The following is a 16,104-nucleotide window of genomic DNA, read 5'->3' as shown; positions in this document are numbered from 1 at the left end:
AGAGGTAGCGCGGCGGCGGTCAATCGCCAAGAAAAATCGGAACAAAAGGGGATCGCAGCGTTCCTCGCCCCGTTTACGGGGAGAAGGGAAGAAACTTATGGCCGCCGAAATCCTGTCGGGCCACCATAGAGGTAGCCGATGCGAGCCACGGCATCCCTGAGCCCCTCGCGCGACACCAGCATGGTGTGGCCGTTGGCGTGGATCATAGCCTCGGCGTCGGTCATGATGGCGACGTGACCTTTCCAGAACACCAGGTCGCCGCGCCGTAGGCCGGAGTAATCCGGGCCGGGCTCGAAGGGTTCGCCGACGCTTTGCGCCTGCATGTCGGAATCGCGCAGGACATCCCTGCCCGCCATCCGCATCGCCAGCTGCACCAGGCCGGAGCAATCGATGCCGAAGCCGGAGACGCCGCCCCAGAGATAGGGCGTGCCGACAAACATCTCTGCCACGGACACATAGTCCGCCTCGATCGCCCCGAGCGGCCGCAGGTGCCCTTCTATCAAGGCTTCGCCGGACGGCAGCAGCGCATAGTGCGTGCCGCGCGTTTCGGCTGCGCCCGTGACAGTCACGGTCGATCCCATGGACAGTCTGCCGGCGATCGGAAACCGCAGATCAGCGCCCGGATACACAAAGGTGCGCGGTGCAGAGACAATATGCGTCGGCGCCTGCCCGCGTTCGCCAAGTTCCGCAGCGGCGACATAGCCGACATAGCCGTCGCGTTCGCCCTGAACCCAGGCCCAGCCCTGGCTGTCCTCGAAGACCAGCACATCGTCGCCGGACAGGAATTGCGTGTTGATGCCGGCATCCGCGCGGGGCGCCTTGCGCAGATCGGCCACCGGCACGGTTATCCGCGCCGGCCGGCCGGCGACGAAACGGTCCGCTTCGACCTCGCCTTTCAGGCGCGCATCGGCAAGGTCGGCACGGAAGGCGTGAAGGCGGGCATCCCTGGCGGTCAAATCGGCAATCCAGTCGTTTTTTGAAGGAGCGTGAGCTTATCCGAAAACCGGTTCCCACTTTTCGGGGCCATGCTCTACATCGGTAATTCGTGGGCCTTGGCGATGATACCATCGCCGAAGCGCTCGACAAAGAGCGCACCCTCGACGGTGCGCTTGATCAAGACATTGCGCTTGTCGAGTTCGTCGCGGTGGCGCGACACCAGCTTCAATGCGCCCATCGTATCGAGCGCGCGGGTGATCACCGGCTTGGTGACGTTGAGGCGCGCGGCGAGCCCGCGCACCGTGTGCGGCGGCGGATCGAGATAGATGGTAAAAAGGATCGCCGTCTGGCGCATGGTGAGGTCGGGCGCGTCCTCGCGCACCTGCGACAGCATCACCTGCTGCCACAGTCGCAAGGCCTGGCTCGGGCGCATCGCAATCGACATCGCGCCAGCATGACGGCAAATTGTTTCGGTTCCGTTTCAGTTTCTGCAATTTGCCGGCTTGCGGCAATCAGCCGAAACGGCTCGAAATCACGTGCTCCAGCGCCCGGATGCCCTGAGCCTCGCCGCCGGCCGGACCATAGGGCCTATCCGCGGGATTCCAGGCGAAGATGTCGAAATGCGCCCAGCACGACGTCTTCTCCACGAAGCGCTTGAGGAACAACGCCGCCGTGATCGACCCGGCGAAGCCGTCCGTGGTCACGTTGTTGATGTCGGCGATCTTCGACGACAGTTTCGCATCGTAAGGCCGCCATAGCGGCATGCGCCACAGCGGATCCTCGAGCGCCAATGAGGCGCCGGCAAGGTCGGAGGCGAGCGTTTCGTCATCGGTGTAGAAGGGCGGCAAGTCCGGGCCGAGCGCGACGCGGGCAGCGCCGGTCAGCGTCGCCATGTCGACAAGCAGTTGGGGCTCCTCGCCGTCGGCCAGCGCCAGCGCGTCCGCGAGCACCAGCCGCCCCTCGGCATCGGTGTTGCCGATCTCAACCGTGATGCCCTTGCGGCTCGCCAGCACATCGCCGGGCCGGAAAGCATTGCCTGCGATCGAGTTCTCGACGGCCGGGATCAGCACGCGCAATCTCACATTGAGGCCCGCGGCCATGATCATCGAGGCGAGACCCAGCACGTTGGCGGCGCCGCCCATATCCTTCTTCATCAGCAGCATGCCCGATGACGGCTTGATGTCGAGGCCACCCGTGTCGAAGCAGACCCCCTTGCCGACCAGCGTCACCTTGGGGGTGTCCTGCCGTCCCCAGACCATGTCGATCAAACGCGGCGCGCTCGAGGAGGCGCGGCCGACGGCATGGATCATGGGAAAATTCTGCTCGATGAGATCGTCGCCCTTGATCACCGACACCTCGGCCTTGTGGATCGTGGCGAGGTTTCGTACCGCTGCTTCCAGATCGTCCGGCCCCATGTCGCTGGTCGGCGTGTTGACCAGGTCGCGCGCCAGGAAGACGCCATCGGCGACCCGCCGGACCCGGCCGGCATCAGCCCCGGCCGGCAGTTCGAAACGCAGGGCCTTGCCGGGCTTCTTGCCGTACCGGGTAAAGACATAGGAGCCGAGCGCCAGGGCGATTGCCGCCAGTTCCGGCTCGGCAGGCACCGAGGCAAGATGCCAATCGCCTTCCGGAAGGGCTTTCGAAAGCAAGCCAAGGCCAAGCGTGCCCTCGCCATCGCCGATGCCGTGCAAGGCGCCCGCCAGCGCGCCGTTTTCGCCGGGCAGGACCAGCGTGCGGCCCGCTTCACCGGAGAAGCCGTTGGCCTTTGCCCAGGCGATCGTGGAGGGCGCGAGGCCCGCTGCTTCCAGTCCGTCCCTGGCGATCAGGTGTACCGGCAACGCACCCTGCAATTTCTTCTCGGCAAATTCGAAAGGCATTCAATCTTCTCCGGGCCGAGGCTTCACGAGTCGGCGCTTTTAACCATCCGTTAGGGTTAACAGAATATTTCTGCGGGAGGGAAGATGGCCGTGCAATGGCCACGCGCAGGAATGGAGGCCAATGCCCATGCCGATCAACCGCACGATGACCGTCAAGGGAAAGCGGCTCGTCACCACGGCTTTCGTGCTCGCGCTCGCCGCCGGTGTCGCCGGCTGCGGAACCGACAGGATGAGCACCGGCTCGATCGGGCGCACCAGCGGCAAGCCACTGGAGACGATGTCGGCGAGCGAATTGCACAATGCCACCGCCGCGCTCGGCCAGTCCTATGCGAAGAACCCCAACGACAAGCGCATAGCGACCAATTTCGCCGCCGCGCTGCAGATGGACGGCGACGCCGACCAGTCGCTCGCCGTGATGCGCAAGCTGGCGATCGCCTATCCCAAGGACCGCGACGTGCTCGCCGCCTATGGCAAGGCGCTGGCTGCCAATGGCCAGTTCGAGGCCGCGCTCGACGCCGTGCGCCGCGCGCAGACACCGGAGTATCCCGACTGGAAGCTGGTGTCGGCGGAGGCGGCCATCCTCGATCAGCTTGGCCAGAAGGACCAGGCGCGCCAGCTTTACCGAAAGGCCCTCGAACTCAAGCCGAACGAACCCTCGGTGCTGTCCAACCTCGGCATGTCCTATGTGCTGGAGGGAGATCTGCGTACCGCCGAGACCTATCTGCGCTCGGCCGCCCAGCAGCCCAACGCCGATAGCCGGGTGCGACAGAACCTTGCGCTGGTCGTCGGTCTGCAGGGTCGTTTCGACGAAGCCGAGAAGATCGCCTCGCAAGAGCTTTCGCCCGAGCAGGCGCAGGCCAACGTCGCCTATCTCAGGCAGATGCTGGCCCAGCAGAATGCCTGGAGCCAGCTCAAGGATCAGGACAAGACGAAGAAGGCCGCGACCAACTGATCGCGTAGCGCCATACCCGATCGCGTCAGACATGAGAGCCGTGCAACATCCGTTGCGCGGCTTTTCTCATCCGGATCGTGCCGATTGGCTCTACTGGGCGCTCGTGGAGTGATGATCGCCGAAAATGCCGCGCTGGCTGACCTGGATGCCGGCGGGGCCAAGAATGATGGCGAAGAGCACCGGCAGGAAGAACAGGATCATCGGCACGGTGAGCTTGGGCGGCAGGGCGGCTGCCTTCTTCTCGGCGGCGTTCATGCGCATGTCCCGGCTCTCGCTGGCCAGCACGCGCAGCGCGTGCGCCACCGGCGTGCCGTAGCGCTCGGCCTGGACGAGCGCCTGCGAGACCGATTTGACCGATTCCAGACCGGTACGGCTGGCCAGGTTTTCATAGGCCTGCTTGCGTTCCTGCAGATAGGAAAGCTCTGCGTTGGTCAGGATGAATTCTTCTGCCAGAGCCACCGACTGCGCGCCGATTTCGTCGGCGACCTTGCGCAACGCGGCTTCCACCGACATGCCCGATTCCACGCAGATGAGCATCAGGTCGAGCGCATCCGGCCATGCCATCTGGATCGACTGCTTGCGCTTGGTGGCTCGGTTGTTGACGTAGAGCACCGGTGCGTAGAAGCCGCCATAGGCGACGAGGACGCAGACGAACAGCCGGATGACCAGCGGCTTGTCAGGCAATCCGCCGAGCACGAAGATGTAAACCAGGGCCAGCGCGAAGCCGACGAAAGGCAGGACAAGGCGGAAGAAGAGGAACCGGGTCAGCGGATTCTGCCCGCGAAAGCCGGCAACCTTGAGCTTCTGCAGGGTGGCCTCGTCGGCCAGGGCGCGCCGCAGATCGAGCCGGTCGACGATGTTGCGCATGCCGACCGACTGCTGTTCGCGCAGGCCCTTGCGGCGGCGGTCGGCCTCGGTCGCGAGCCTGGCGCGCTGCTTGGCGCGCAGTTCGTCCCGCTCCAGCGCCACCGATTTCATGCGGGACTTCAGCTGGTTGCCGCCAAGAGCCGGCAGCAGCGTGAAGACGGTGGCGAACACGGCGATCGCGACCAGCATCGCGATCAGCAGGCCGGGATCGGTCAGTGACTTGATGACTTGCTCGCTCATGCCGCGGCCCTAGACTTCGAAGTTCATCATCTTGCGCATCACGAAGATGCCGATCGACATCCAGACGCCCGCGACGCCGAGGATCAGATTGCCGACGCTGGTGGTGAACAGCGGCAGCATGTAGTTCGGGCTTGAAAGATAGACCAGGAAGGCGACGATGAAGGGCAGAGCGCCGATGATGGCGGCGGACGCCTTGGCTTCCATGGACAGGGCCTGGACCTTGGCCTTCATCTTCTTGCGGTCACGAAGCACGCGCGACAGGTTGCCCAGCGCCTCGGATAGATTGCCGCCGGCCTGCGACTGGATCTGGATGACGATGCCGAAGAAACTGGCCTCGGTGCAGGGCATGGTTTCGGGCATGCGCAAGGTCGCGTCAGGGATCGACAGTCCCATCTGCTGCGAATCGACGATGCGGCGGAATTCGGTCTTCACCGGCTCGGGGGATTCGTTGGCGATCAGACGCACCGCATCGTTCAGCGGCAGACCGGACTTGACCGCGCGCACGATGATATCGAGCGCGTTCGGGAATTCGTTGAGGAATGCCTTGACGCGCCGGGTGCGGCGAAACGAGACGAACCAGCGCGGCAGGCCGAGTCCGCCAGCCACCAGCACCCCGGGCAAGACCAGCAGGGGCGTTCCCGCCACGAACGCGACAACCGTCAGCGCAAGGCCGCATATGGCGGAATAGATATAGAAGCGCTCGATCGAAACCTTCATGCCGGCCTGCCGAAGCTGCGCTTTCAGCGGCGGCTTCTTGATCGCGCTGTCCTTGGTTTTCTGCTTCTCGTCGAGCTCCTTCAGCGAATCCTGGACCGACTTGCGGCGCTTGGCGGCGTCCGCGGCGCGGTCTCGCGTGGCCTTGACGATGGAGCGGTCCGTTTCGGCCGACTTGATCGTCTCAAGCCGCTTGCCGGTCTGCTTCTCGTTGCTGATCTGGTTGAACAGCAATGCATAAGCGATCGCGCCGGCGCTGAAGCCGGCGAGCACGACAAACGCCAATACAGTGCCGTCAATTCCAAACATCGACCAGAACCTTCACGCCTGCGGATGCGTCAGTCAGCGCGCTTCTCCATCGCCTCGAGCGCGGTGGCGAGGCGCTGTTCCTCGCCATAATAACGGGCCCGGTCCCAGAAATGCGGGCGACCGATGCCGGTCGACACATGCTCTCCCAGCAACCTGCCGTTAGCGTCCTCGCCCTTGATGTTGTAGAGGACGATGTCCTGCGTGATGATGACGTCGCCTTCCATCCCGATCACCTCGGTGATGTGGGTGATGCGGCGCGAGCCGTCGCGCAGGCGCGCCGCCTGGATGATCACGTCGACGGAGCCGACGACGATTTCACGCACCGTCTTTTGCGGCAGCGAATAGCCGCCCATGGCGATCATCGATTCGATACGGTTCAGGCATTCGCGCGGGCTGTTCGAGTGGATCGTTCCCATCGAGCCGTCATGGCCGGTGTTCATCGCCTGCAGGAGGTCGAACACCTCGGGTCCGCGCACTTCGCCGACGATGATGCGTTCGGGCCGCATGCGCAGGCAGTTCTTGACCAGGTCGCGCATCGTCACCTCGCCCTCGCCTTCGAGATTGGGCGGACGGGTTTCAAGGCGCACGACATGCGGCTGCTGCAGCTGCAGTTCCGCCGAGTCCTCGCAGGTGATGACGCGTTCCTCGCGGTCGATGTAGTTCGTCAGGCAGTTGAGCAGCGTGGTCTTGCCCGAGCCAGTGCCTCCCGAGATGACGATGTTGCAGCGGACGCGGCCGATGATCTTGAGGACTTCGGCGCCCTGCGGCGAGATGGCGCCGAACTTGACCAGCTGATCGAGCGTCAGCTTGTCCTTTTTGAATTTGCGGATGGTGAGTGCGGTGCCGTCGATGGCGAGTGGCGGGGCGATGACGTTGACGCGCGAGCCGTCGGGAAGACGGGCATCGCAGATCGGGCTGGACTCGTCTACGCGGCGTCCGACCTGGCTGACGATGCGCTGGCAGATGTTGAGAAGCTGCTGGTTGTCGCGAAAGCGGATGCTGGTCTGCTCGACCTTGCCGTTGACTTCGATGTAGACGTTCTTCGAGCCGTTGACCATGATGTCGGCGATGTCGTCGCGGGCCAGCAACGGTTCGAGCGGACCATAGCCAAGTACGTCGTTGCAGATGTCCTCGAGCAGTTCCTCCTGCTCGGAGATCGACATCGCGAAGTTCTTGATCGCGATGATGTCGTTGACGATGTCGCGGATTTCCTCGCGCGCGCTTTCGGGGTCGAGCTTGGCGAGCTGCGACAGATCGATCGTGTCGATGAGCGCCGAAAAAACCTGGCTCTTGGTGTCGTAGTAGGTTTCGCTCTTCTCGCGGCCCCGCTTGGGCTCCGGCGCCATGGGCGGAGCCTCTACCGCGCGGCGGACCGGCGGTGCGGCTGGTGCGCTCGGCTGCGCTGCCGGAGGACGGGCAAGAACGGCCGTATCGGCGGCAGCCGGTGCGGCCGGCACTGCCGCCGGTGCCGGTGCGGGCTGGCGAAATTCCGGTTTGAACCGGTTGCCGTCGTCGTTGCCTCTTTTACCGAACATGATCGACTACCGATCCCACTGCATTATTTCTTGTTGCGCGAGAGCTTGCCGAGCAGGCTGCCCAGGCCAGGCTTCTTCTTCGCCTTCAGTTCGCTGCGGCCGGTCAGCACATGGGCGATCTCGTTGATCGTGGCAACGACCGGGTTCTTGGCATCCATCTCGCCGAGCATGCGCCCATTGTTGGCTGCATTGCCGAACAGGACCGGATCGAAGCCGATGACCGACATCGGCGTCAGGCCAAGCGGCTCGGCGAAGTCGGAGGGCGATATTTCCGGACGCTTCGGCACGCCTGCCTGGTTGATGATCAGCTTCGGCGGCGGATCGTTGGGACGCAGCCGCTTGAACATGTCGACGAGGTTCTTGGTGTTGCGCAGATTGGCCAGTTCCGGCGTTGCCGTGATGACGACCTCGTCGGCCTTGACCAGCGTGTTCTTGGCCCATCCGGTCCAGACATGGGGAACGTCGAGCACCAGCAGCGGCACGCTGCGCTGCGCGGTATCGACGAGCTGTGCGAAGGCATCGGGATCGAAGTCGTAGACGCGCTCCAGTGTCGAAGGTGCCGCCAGCAGTGACAGGTGCTCGGCACACTGGGTCAGCAGCCTGTCGAGATAGACCTCGTCGATGCGTTCGGGCGAAAACACCGCTTCGGCGATGCCCTGCGCCGGATCCTGGTCGAAATTGATGTTGGCCGTGCCGAAGGCGAGATCCAGATCGGCAACGACGACTTCGGATTTGAACAGGGAGGACATCGCCCAGGCGACATTGTGGGCGATGGTGGAAGAACCGACACCACCCTTGGCGCCAACGAAAGCAACCGAGCGGCCGAGCGGCTCGGCCTCCGGATCGACGAAAATCGAGGACACGACGCTGACGATGTCGGCCATCGACACCGGCGCGATGACGTATTCGGAAATGCCCGAGCGAATGAGTTCGCGATAGAGACCGACATCATTGTAGTGGCCGATCACCACCACCTTCGAGGATGGATCGCAATATTCCGAAAGCTGCGCGAGCTGCTCCAGCAATTGCTTGGGCTCGGCGCGTGATTCCAGCAGGATCAGGTTCGGCGTTGGCGCCGATTGGTAGAATTCGATCGCGGTGGGAACGCCACCCATGTGGACCTTGAGATGGGCCTTGGTCATGCGGCGGTCCTCGCCGGCGCGCTCGACTGGATTGGCAACGCCCTCGGTCTCGCAGAACGCCTGGATCGAGATTCGCGGAACCGGCCGTAACGCCTGCATCGCGGCGATGTCCTGCGGCGAGATATCGCCGCCGTCCACGGTGGCGTCATAGGCAAGGTTGCTCATCGTCATGCTCTTTCCGTGGCCTGTTCTTCGCCTGGCTTCACTTGCCCAAGTCTTTCTCCGGGGCGCGGCTCAGTAAGTCACTTCCGAATTGCCGAGGAATTCGGTCGAAATGCCCCTGGCCCGATAGACGTCGATCACCGCGCCGCGGTTTTCCGCGTCGATCGTGGTGGACTTGCGCGGCCCAAGCAGATCGGCGGGGTTGGCCATCTGGGCGGCAAGATTGTTCTGATAGGAGCAGCCGAAGTCGGCGTAATGCTTGTTTTCCGATGTATCGGCGAGGTCATCGGGCCAGCGTCCGCATTTGTCGGTCTGTGCCCTCACAGCGATGTAGGAGACGCGAATAGGGGCGGATGCCTCACTCGAGCCGGCCTGATAGGGCACGACGACGATCCGGTTGCGCTTGACGCCGCTGGCGACCGCCAGCCGGGCGAAATCGCGGCCGGCCGCCGTCGCGGCAACCTCATTGGCCGAGCCGCGGGGAATCTGGATCGTCAGTGTCGGTGCAGCGCTTTTGTCATAGCTGTCGAGGAAGCCAAGAAGCGTGTCGCGCTGCGACCCGGTCATGCCACGGTCGCCGGCGCCGACCGGAAGGTCGATCTTCTGGTTCTTCTCCGCGATGACGATGGGATGGTTGGTGCGATAATCGTCCGGAATGGCGCCGACAGTGATGCTGTCGCGTTGCGCGCAACCGGCCAGCAGGGCCGTCACCGCCATCGCCAGAACCGGTAGGGCCCGCCGGTAGCTGCGCGAACGGCCGGAGCGGATCGCCATGGCGATGGTCCGTGCCTTCAAGGCTGACTGAGACATGTCCGCTTCCCCATTCACTTGTAGATGTAGCCGACAACGCCGTGATACCGGCCGTTGGGCTTGTCGGTCTGCATGGTGCCGTAGACGCGATTTACCTTGCCCAGGAACATGCCGGCGCCATCGCTGGCTGGATTGAAATTGTCGTCCGGCTTGGCGAGATCGTTGCGTGCCACCGGCCGCGCCAGATACGGCGTGATGATGATGACGAGTTCGCTCTCGTTGCGCACGAAGTCCCTGCTGCGGAAGAGCGCGCCGAGCACCGGAATCTTCGTCAGCCCGGGCAGCCCGTTGACCGACTGCCTGACGTCGTCGCGGACAAGGCCGGCAATCATCATGGATCCGCCGGAAGGCAACTCCACCGTTGTGTCGGCAAGGCGCTTGCGCAGCGACAGGGCATTCATGCCGGGGCTGGTAACCCCCGACGACAACGACACCGACCCTTCGGTCGTCGGCTCGGAAACCGACGTCCTGACCTTGAGGCTGATGCGGCCCGGGGACAGCACAACCGGCTGGAATTCCAGGCCGATGCCATACTCGATCTTGTCGATCGTGTAGGTCTTGAGGCCCGTCTGGTTGTCGGTGGAGACGTTCTGGGAGACGCCGCTCACCATATTGTATTCGCCACCGACCTTGAAGGTCGCCTTCTCGCCCGACACCGCGGTCAAGGTCGGCTCGGCGAGCGTCTTCATGACGCCCGACTCCTCCATGGCGTTGATGTAGGCCATCAGCGCCGAGTTGCCGATGCTGAAGCCCGAATTCGACAGCTGCTTGCCGAGGCCCGTGAAGTTGTCGCTGATCGCGCCATAGCTGATGCCGTTGCTGCCGCCGTTGCCGATCATGTTGACGCCGAGCTGTTTCATCACCGATCGGCTGACTTCCGCGACGGTCACCTTAAGGGTGACCTGATCGTCGCCGATGATCTGAAGCAGGTTGACGATCTTGGAGGTACGGCGTTCCTGGTCCGGGTTGTTGATGTCGACGCCGCTCTGGGCCGAGCCGCCGGCGGCGGTCTGCGAATATTGTCCCGTCGTCGCTTCACCGCCTGACACGAAGATCGTCGCCAGGTCGACCGCACGCTTGGCGTCCAGCGGCGTGTCGACGGTGCCGGTCAGGATGACGTTGTCGTTCAGCAACTCGACCTTGATGGCCGAGGTCGGCAGGAAGCGCTTGATGTAATCCTCGAGGCCGGCGACGTCGCGTTCGACGGCAAGATCGAGGCTGGCAATCTGTTCGCCGTTCGGACCGAAGACAAAGATGTTGGTTTCGCCGACAGCCTTGCCGAAGAGGTAGATGCGCCTTGCCGTGCGGGTCACCGCATCGGCAACTGACGGGTTGGCGACGAGAATGTCATAGGCGTCGCTGGGCAAGTCTATGACGACGGACTTGTTGAGGCCTAGCTTGACGCGCTGGTTGGCCGTCGTGGCCGTCACCTGCGTGCTCTTGGCCTGGACGACACCCTGAATGTTCGTGCCAGCAAGCAGCAGGCTGAGCGTCGTGGCCATGATTGCCGGCAGTTTAGCGCTTAGCCTCATTTCCTTGCCCCTACTTCGGAAACTTCACCCGACTTGATGAGCCTCACCGTTCCCCTGCGGCCATTGCCGGAAACGAGATAGTCGGCCTCGCCCAGATTCTTTTCCTGGGTGTCCGTGATCGCCCGCAGCGCAAGCGTCAGGCGATCCGCCATCTGCTGGGCGACCGTGATGATTTCCGCCTGGCGAGGGGTCAGCTCCAGCGTGGCGGTCTGGCCCACCCTGGTCTTCTTGCCTTCCTCGTCTTCCTGGATGGTCTGGTCGATCGCCAGGACGCGGATGTTCTTGAGAATGGTTTCGGTGTTGAAGCCGGTGGTGCCGCTGGCAGCGTCCGCCCTGCGGGTCATGATGACGTCGACGAAGTCGTTCGGAAGAATGAAGCCGCCGGCCGACGTGTCGGCCGAGATGGTCGTGGCGACTGCCCTCATCCCCGAAGGCAGGATGGACGACATGAAGCTTTGCCCCTCGCCGATCAGCTTGGAGCGCCGCACCGGCTCGCCCGCATACATCGCCACACGGGCAGTCGACCCCTTCAGCTTCTCCAGCGCGTCGGGCGCATTGGCCTTGGTGATGAAATTGGCGTTGATGCCGTCGGCCGGCCAGGACTGCCAGGTGATGTTGTTCTCGAGCTGGCTGCCCATGCCGACATCGCCCGACAGCACAAGCACATCCTGCAGAGGCACCTCGGGAGCCTTGGGACCTGAATCGACGACGATCTGGGGCGGCGGCGCGGCGACCATGTTCTTGGCGACATAACCAGCACCGCCCGCCGCGGCCACCGCCACGCTCAGAATAATCAATCGGGATGCTGGCATCTGTCCGAACCCTCGCCCTTGGCAAACCACGTAGCCAGGCCGGACTTTGCAGCGGCAATCGTCAAAACAAGGTTAATGCAATGCTTACGATCGTGATTAATTTAAGGTTTACATAAATTAGAAGGATCGTGCCGCCTTCAGCCCAAAGCACGTCACCGGCTGCCTTCGCAGCCGGTGAGAACGCGATCGGTAAAGGATGGAATTCGTTCAGCCTGCCAGCTGTGCCAGCGCCCACACCACCAGGGGTGAATCCGGGTAGGTCATCAAACCGCCCAGGCCAAGCGCGATCCCATAGGGAATGCCGGTCTTCTCGTCCGCGAAATGGCGCAGGAAAGGATTGCGGCCGGTAACGACCGCCAGCGGCGACTTGCGGTAGACCAGAATGGCTACGGTCAGAAGACCGCCGATGAATGTCGAGACGACCAGATATTCGACCAAGTTGATGTTGAACCCCATCCACACGGCCGTGGCGGCCAGAAGCTTGGCGTCGCCGCCGCCCATGCCGCCCATGGCAAAGAGACCGAACGTCACGGCCAGCACGATGGCGCCGGCGGCGAAGTGCCAGCCGTAGGCAGCCCATTCCATGCCCGTCAGCGGCGCGACCAGCGCGAAGACGACGACAAGCAGCACCGGCACGCGGTTTGCGATCGTCATCGACAGCATGTCGGAGATCGCGGCAAACAGCATGCAGAACGGGAAGACGACGAAGATCAGGGCTTCAAGCATCGGCGCTCATGCCTATTGTGCACAGGGGCCTAATCTAGGCCGGTTCGATTAACGATTGATGAGGTTCAACGGGAAAAGGCGATTGTGTTTCGCAGTCCCGTCGAGCAAGCGGACGGGCGCAATAGAACAGGGGCCGCCAGATGGCGGCCCCTGTCAGGAACGTAACCCCAGCGTTCAGCAGTAAGCGGATCAGCCGCCGCTGCTGTTCAGGGTGGTGCCGATCGAGGTGAACTTGCCGTTGATGGCATTGCCGAGCGCGCCGGCGCCGGTGATGATGGCGAGCGCGATGAGAGCGGCGATCAGACCATATTCGATGGCGGTCGCGCCGGATTCGTCCTTCACGAAACGTGCAATGAGATTAGACATTCGAGAGCTCCTACTCCACGTGGTGTTTACAGCACTTCCGTCAACTTCTGTGGTGGTTGATCGGATGCTGGCAATCTAGGGAGAAGCTCTTTCGATCGGCTTAATAAACAGCCTTACCGATTCCTTTCCCGGTCTGAAGACATTGCGTGGTTAACTGCCTCCTAAGCGTCGGCTAAAGTTCGGTCTCCCGGGTCAATGCCGCAAATGGCAAGGGCCGGGGAAGGTTTGCAGGCTTCACGCGGATATGATGATGCGAGCCGACAGACTTACCGCAATGGCCGGGGGCGGCAAGCCCGCTTAACCGTTGGTTCACCAATCTCGTTCATGTTCCGTTGAACAGTCCGCCTGCGTGGAGCGCCTTGATGGCCGAGTCGAGATCGTCAATCCTGATTGCCGTGCTTCTGGCCGCCATGAGCTTCAGCGCGCCCGCGAAAGCAGGCGCCGGCATCGAGGTCACCATGAACCAGGCCAAGATCGTGAAGCTGTCGCGTCCGGCCGATACCATCGTCGTCGGCAACCCGGCGATCGCCGACGCCTCCGTCCAGGACGCCTCGACGATCGTGCTCACCGGCAAGGGTTTCGGGGTCACCAATCTCGTCGTTCTCGACCAGGAAGGCAGCCCGATCGTCGACGCGCAGGTTACCGTGGTGAGGCAGGCAGCCTCGTCGGTTCGCATCTACCGGCGTGCCGAGGTCCAGACCATGTCGTGCACGCCCTATTGCGAAAGTTCCTACAAGAGCGAGGCGGAGAAGTCCTCCGAAGCCGAAATGAGCGTCAGCAAGTAAGACCCGGGCCGTACAGATTACCAGCCGGTTAAGAAAGCCGCGGCGACTTTAACGATCATTCAAACCGGACCTCAATTGGTTTGCGCTAATACACCTGTCAGCACCGTCCAGGGATGGCAGGAACAGGGCATGGGCAAGGAATTCGGCTCGACGGATCAGCGCAAGATGGAGCGCACCAGTTTCTTCAGGCGCTTCGTTCGCGACCGGCGCGGCAGCACAGCGCTGGAGTTCGCGCTGCTCGCATTGCCATTCGCCATGCTGGTATTCGCCATCCTCGAAAGCTGCATCTCATTTGCCGGCCAGGAAGTGATGGCCAACATCACCGACGATGTCGCGCGCCAGTTGCGCACCGGGCAACTGAGGCCGGCCGACGTCGCGGGAAACAAGTTGACGAACCTGATCTGCGACAGGCTGGAAATCATCGTTTCGACGGATTGCCCGCAGCAGCTTCTGGTCGATCTTCGCCAGTATACGACTTTCGCCGACGCGGCCCAGGCGGGCTTCCAGATCCAGAACGGCGATGTCGTGCTGATGCAGGGCACCAGCTCACAGACTTTCGCGAACTCGCCTGGCCTGGCGGAATCGAAGAACATGCTGCGGGTCTTCTACAAATGGCCCGTGATGACCGACCTGATGGCCAAGTCGATGGCCAATCTGAGCGGCGGCAGGACGCTGCACTTCGCGTCCGTGACCTGGCAGAACGAACCGTTCGACAACTGATCTTGCGGGCACGAACACACAACAAGAAAAAAGGCAGCGGCTATGATGCGTGCGGGGGCACATCTGGGAATTGCGGGGATCAGGAAAAAGACGGCCGGATTCTGGTCCAACCGGCGCGGCGTCGCGGCGGTCGAATTCGCTCTTATCGTGCCGATCCTGCTGGTCCTCTACTTCATGACCATGGAGGCTTCGCAGGCCATCGAGACCAGCAAGAAGGTCAGCCGTATCGGCAGCATGGTCGCCGACCTCGTCACGCAGCAGCCGACCATCGTCAAGGCGGATCTCGACGCCATCATGCAGATCGGCACCTCGACCATCCAGCCCTACAACCGCTCGACGCCGAGCATCACGATCACGGCTATACAGGTCACCACCGATACGCCGCCGAGGGTCAACGTCGTCTGGTCACGCAAGATGGTCAACGGCGTCGCCAGCATCGCCACCAGCCTGCCCGCGACCACCACGGTTCCGACGACGCTTAGGGTGGCCGGCACCTTCCTCATCCGCGTCCAGAGCAATCTCAGCTATGCGCCGATCATCACCTGGACGACGGACACCCAGCAGAAGCTCGGATTGACCCAGTCCCTGACCACCACGATCGGCATGGGCGAGACATATTATCTGCGCCCGCGCAGAAGCCTGACGATCCCCTGCAGCGACTGCTGAAACGGTTACTGCTGCCCGCCACCGGCCGACACCAGGCGGACAATGTCTTGCGCCGTGGCGTAATCCCTGGGCGCGACGGTGAGGAACCCACCGGAATGTTTCGCCTCCAGGAGATCGTAGATATCCGGCGTCGTGGACTTCAGATTGGTAAGAAACACGGTCAGCCGGCGCTTGGCCTCCGGATCGAGATCGCTGCGCACGGCATGGGGACCGTATCTGAGCAAGGCCGACGTCCATACGACCTGGAGAGCCGACGCCGAAAGGCCTGACGCCTCGAGCCTTGCCTGCGTGCCACCGGACAGGAGCGGCTGCCCGTCAGCCGACGCCCTCACCCAGCCGAACAAGGCGTCGGCCTGGCGGTCGAAGAACATCTTTTCAGCGGCGGATGCCGAATCCGCATGGATCAGAAAGGCTGCATTCTGGGCGATGTCGACATGTTCGGCGGCCAGTCCGGCCAGCGGCAAAAGCGCGCCGCCGACGCTGTCGGGGGGCGCCATCGCGATCCGATGGCTTGCCATGGCCGCAAGGCCGGGCAACTGGCCGTCCCTGGTCAGCAACACGGAGCGTATGCCGGCCGCGCCATCCGAATCGACCGGAGCCACGAGCGGCTCGATGCATCCGCAGCGCTGCAGCGCCGTGGCATAGGCTGTCGATGAATAGATGGCGTACTCGATCCTGGCATTGGCCTGCGCCTCGATCAGCGCGGCGTAGTCACGGGCGACGAAGAACTCCACTTTCATGCCAAGGGCGTTGGTGAAGGCCTCCGTCAACTGCGCCAGACCTGGAACGGTATTGCCGCGGCCGGGCTCGGCAACGACGCCGATGCGAAACGTGCCGATGTCGTCACGCCAGTCGGCGCGCGCCGGTCCGGACCAGACGACGACCTGGACAATCATGAGGGCTGCCCACGCGACTTTCATGAAAACACCGTCATCTGTTCTTCGATCCGCGGC

General features: G+C 63.0%; 17 protein-coding genes. 4 read left to right on the top strand and 13 right to left on the bottom strand.

Features of this window, described 5'->3' with window-relative positions:
• Window positions 1-95: 95 nt before the first annotated feature.
• From FFS37_RS03085 to FFS37_RS03075, 3 genes are all read right to left on the bottom strand, one after another.
• Window positions 96-956 carry a C40 family peptidase gene (locus FFS37_RS03085; protein WP_137929452.1) on the bottom strand — a complete coding sequence of 287 codons (861 nt, stop codon included), beginning with the start codon at window positions 954-956 and terminating at the stop codon, window positions 96-98.
• A gap of 74 nt (window positions 957-1,030) precedes the next feature.
• Window positions 1,031-1,381 (bottom strand): MarR family winged helix-turn-helix transcriptional regulator, encoded by a 351-nt coding sequence (locus FFS37_RS03080; protein ID WP_023773016.1) that lies wholly within the window; start codon window positions 1,379-1,381, stop codon window positions 1,031-1,033.
• Between the two features lie 67 nt (window positions 1,382-1,448).
• Window positions 1,449-2,813 carry a leucyl aminopeptidase family protein gene (locus tag FFS37_RS03075; protein WP_137929451.1) on the bottom strand — a complete coding sequence of 455 codons (1,365 nt, stop codon included), beginning with the start codon at window positions 2,811-2,813 and terminating at the stop codon, window positions 1,449-1,451.
• A gap of 121 nt (window positions 2,814-2,934) precedes the next feature.
• On the opposite strand from FFS37_RS03075, the gene FFS37_RS03070 reads away from it, so the two are divergent.
• Window positions 2,935-3,765, top strand: a complete 831-nt coding sequence (locus FFS37_RS03070; RefSeq protein ID WP_171026145.1) for a tetratricopeptide repeat protein — start codon at window positions 2,935-2,937, stop codon at window positions 3,763-3,765.
• 90 nt (window positions 3,766-3,855) lie between these two features.
• Here the strand turns inward: FFS37_RS03070 and FFS37_RS03065 are convergent, their stop codons facing one another.
• From FFS37_RS03065 to FFS37_RS03025, 9 genes are all read right to left on the bottom strand, one after another.
• On the bottom strand, window positions 3,856-4,872 hold the full coding sequence (locus FFS37_RS03065) for a type II secretion system F family protein (RefSeq protein WP_137929450.1): 1,017 nt from the start codon (window positions 4,870-4,872) through the stop codon (window positions 3,856-3,858).
• Window positions 4,873-4,881: 9 nt separating this feature from the next.
• Entirely contained in the window at window positions 4,882-5,895 is a 1,014-nt protein-coding gene (locus FFS37_RS03060; RefSeq protein ID WP_137929449.1) for a type II secretion system F family protein, read from the bottom strand.
• A gap of 29 nt (window positions 5,896-5,924) precedes the next feature.
• Complete coding sequence (locus FFS37_RS03055; protein ID WP_137929448.1) at window positions 5,925-7,430, bottom strand: CpaF family protein; 1,506 nt, start codon at window positions 7,428-7,430, stop codon at window positions 5,925-5,927.
• Window positions 7,431-7,453: 23 nt separating this feature from the next.
• Window positions 7,454-8,743: an AAA family ATPase gene (locus FFS37_RS03050; protein ID WP_137929447.1), complete on the bottom strand. Its 1,290-nt coding sequence runs from the start codon at window positions 8,741-8,743 to the stop codon at window positions 7,454-7,456.
• A gap of 63 nt (window positions 8,744-8,806) precedes the next feature.
• Window positions 8,807-9,544: a CpaD family pilus assembly protein gene (locus FFS37_RS03045; protein WP_137929446.1), complete on the bottom strand. Its 738-nt coding sequence runs from the start codon at window positions 9,542-9,544 to the stop codon at window positions 8,807-8,809.
• 14 nt (window positions 9,545-9,558) lie between these two features.
• Window positions 9,559-11,076, bottom strand: coding sequence for a type II and III secretion system protein family protein (locus FFS37_RS03040; protein ID WP_137929445.1), 1,518 nt, complete (start codon window positions 11,074-11,076; stop codon window positions 9,559-9,561).
• A complete protein-coding gene (gene cpaB / locus FFS37_RS03035; protein WP_137929444.1) occupies window positions 11,073-11,888 on the bottom strand; it encodes a Flp pilus assembly protein CpaB in 816 nt (271 codons plus the stop codon). Before cpaB ends, FFS37_RS03040 begins: the two co-directional genes overlap by 4 nt.
• 207 nt (window positions 11,889-12,095) lie before the next feature.
• On the bottom strand, window positions 12,096-12,614 hold the full coding sequence (locus FFS37_RS03030) for an A24 family peptidase (RefSeq protein ID WP_137929443.1): 519 nt from the start codon (window positions 12,612-12,614) through the stop codon (window positions 12,096-12,098).
• A 189-nt stretch (window positions 12,615-12,803) separates the two neighbouring features.
• Window positions 12,804-12,980 carry a Flp family type IVb pilin gene (locus FFS37_RS03025; protein WP_137929442.1) on the bottom strand — a complete coding sequence of 59 codons (177 nt, stop codon included), beginning with the start codon at window positions 12,978-12,980 and terminating at the stop codon, window positions 12,804-12,806.
• 362 nt (window positions 12,981-13,342) lie between these two features.
• Between FFS37_RS03025 and FFS37_RS03020 the strand changes: the two genes are divergently transcribed.
• From FFS37_RS03020 to FFS37_RS03010, 3 genes are all read left to right on the top strand, one after another.
• The gene (locus FFS37_RS03020; RefSeq protein WP_137929441.1) at window positions 13,343-13,765 is read left to right on the top strand and encodes a pilus assembly protein N-terminal domain-containing protein; all 423 of its coding nucleotides are present in this window, start codon (window positions 13,343-13,345) and stop codon (window positions 13,763-13,765) included.
• Window positions 13,766-13,894: 129 nt separating this feature from the next.
• Window positions 13,895-14,485: a TadE/TadG family type IV pilus assembly protein gene (locus FFS37_RS03015; protein ID WP_137929440.1), complete on the top strand. Its 591-nt coding sequence runs from the start codon at window positions 13,895-13,897 to the stop codon at window positions 14,483-14,485.
• Window positions 14,486-14,527: 42 nt separating this feature from the next.
• The gene (locus tag FFS37_RS03010; protein ID WP_137929439.1) at window positions 14,528-15,151 is read left to right on the top strand and encodes a TadE/TadG family type IV pilus assembly protein; all 624 of its coding nucleotides are present in this window, start codon (window positions 14,528-14,530) and stop codon (window positions 15,149-15,151) included.
• A 5-nt stretch (window positions 15,152-15,156) separates the two neighbouring features.
• On the opposite strand, the gene FFS37_RS03005 is transcribed toward FFS37_RS03010, so the two are convergent.
• Window positions 15,157-16,071 (bottom strand): phosphate/phosphite/phosphonate ABC transporter substrate-binding protein, encoded by a 915-nt coding sequence (locus FFS37_RS03005; RefSeq protein ID WP_137929438.1) that lies wholly within the window; start codon window positions 16,069-16,071, stop codon window positions 15,157-15,159.
• Window positions 16,072-16,104: the final 33 nt, after the last annotated feature.

This window comes from Mesorhizobium comanense, assembly GCF_005503535.1.
Lineage (GTDB): Bacteria > Pseudomonadota > Alphaproteobacteria > Rhizobiales > Rhizobiaceae > Mesorhizobium > Mesorhizobium comanense.
Note: the sequence above shows the minus strand (reverse complement) of the source record. Positions and strands in the feature narration are given on the sequence as shown.

Bases quoted from the DNA above. Each gene is read 5' to 3' on its own strand.
- cpaB (WP_137929444.1), bottom strand. From the start codon at position 11,888: ATGCCAGCATCCCGATTGATTATTCTGAGCGTGGCGGTGGCCGCGGCG.
- FFS37_RS03020 (WP_137929441.1), top strand. From the start codon at position 13,343: ATGGCCGAGTCGAGATCGTCAATCCTGATTGCCGTGCTTCTGGCCGCC.
- FFS37_RS03050 (WP_137929447.1), bottom strand. From the start codon at position 8,743: ATGACGATGAGCAACCTTGCCTATGACGCCACCGTGGACGGCGGCGAT.
- FFS37_RS03070 (WP_171026145.1), top strand. From the start codon at position 2,935: ATGCCCATGCCGATCAACCGCACGATGACCGTCAAGGGAAAGCGGCTC.
- FFS37_RS03075 (WP_137929451.1), bottom strand. From the start codon at position 2,813: ATGCCTTTCGAATTTGCCGAGAAGAAATTGCAGGGTGCGTTGCCGGTA.
- FFS37_RS03040 (WP_137929445.1), bottom strand. From the start codon at position 11,076: ATGAGGCTAAGCGCTAAACTGCCGGCAATCATGGCCACGACGCTCAGC.
- FFS37_RS03065 (WP_137929450.1), bottom strand. From the start codon at position 4,872: ATGAGCGAGCAAGTCATCAAGTCACTGACCGATCCCGGCCTGCTGATC.
- FFS37_RS03060 (WP_137929449.1), bottom strand. From the start codon at position 5,895: ATGTTTGGAATTGACGGCACTGTATTGGCGTTTGTCGTGCTCGCCGGC.
- FFS37_RS03005 (WP_137929438.1), bottom strand. From the start codon at position 16,071: ATGAAAGTCGCGTGGGCAGCCCTCATGATTGTCCAGGTCGTCGTCTGG.
- FFS37_RS03025 (WP_137929442.1), bottom strand. From the start codon at position 12,980: ATGTCTAATCTCATTGCACGTTTCGTGAAGGACGAATCCGGCGCGACC.
- FFS37_RS03080 (WP_023773016.1), bottom strand. From the start codon at position 1,381: ATGTCGATTGCGATGCGCCCGAGCCAGGCCTTGCGACTGTGGCAGCAG.
- FFS37_RS03030 (WP_137929443.1), bottom strand. From the start codon at position 12,614: ATGCTTGAAGCCCTGATCTTCGTCGTCTTCCCGTTCTGCATGCTGTTT.
- FFS37_RS03045 (WP_137929446.1), bottom strand. From the start codon at position 9,544: ATGTCTCAGTCAGCCTTGAAGGCACGGACCATCGCCATGGCGATCCGC.
- FFS37_RS03055 (WP_137929448.1), bottom strand. From the start codon at position 7,430: ATGTTCGGTAAAAGAGGCAACGACGACGGCAACCGGTTCAAACCGGAA.
- FFS37_RS03010 (WP_137929439.1), top strand. From the start codon at position 14,528: ATGATGCGTGCGGGGGCACATCTGGGAATTGCGGGGATCAGGAAAAAG.
- FFS37_RS03015 (WP_137929440.1), top strand. From the start codon at position 13,895: ATGGGCAAGGAATTCGGCTCGACGGATCAGCGCAAGATGGAGCGCACC.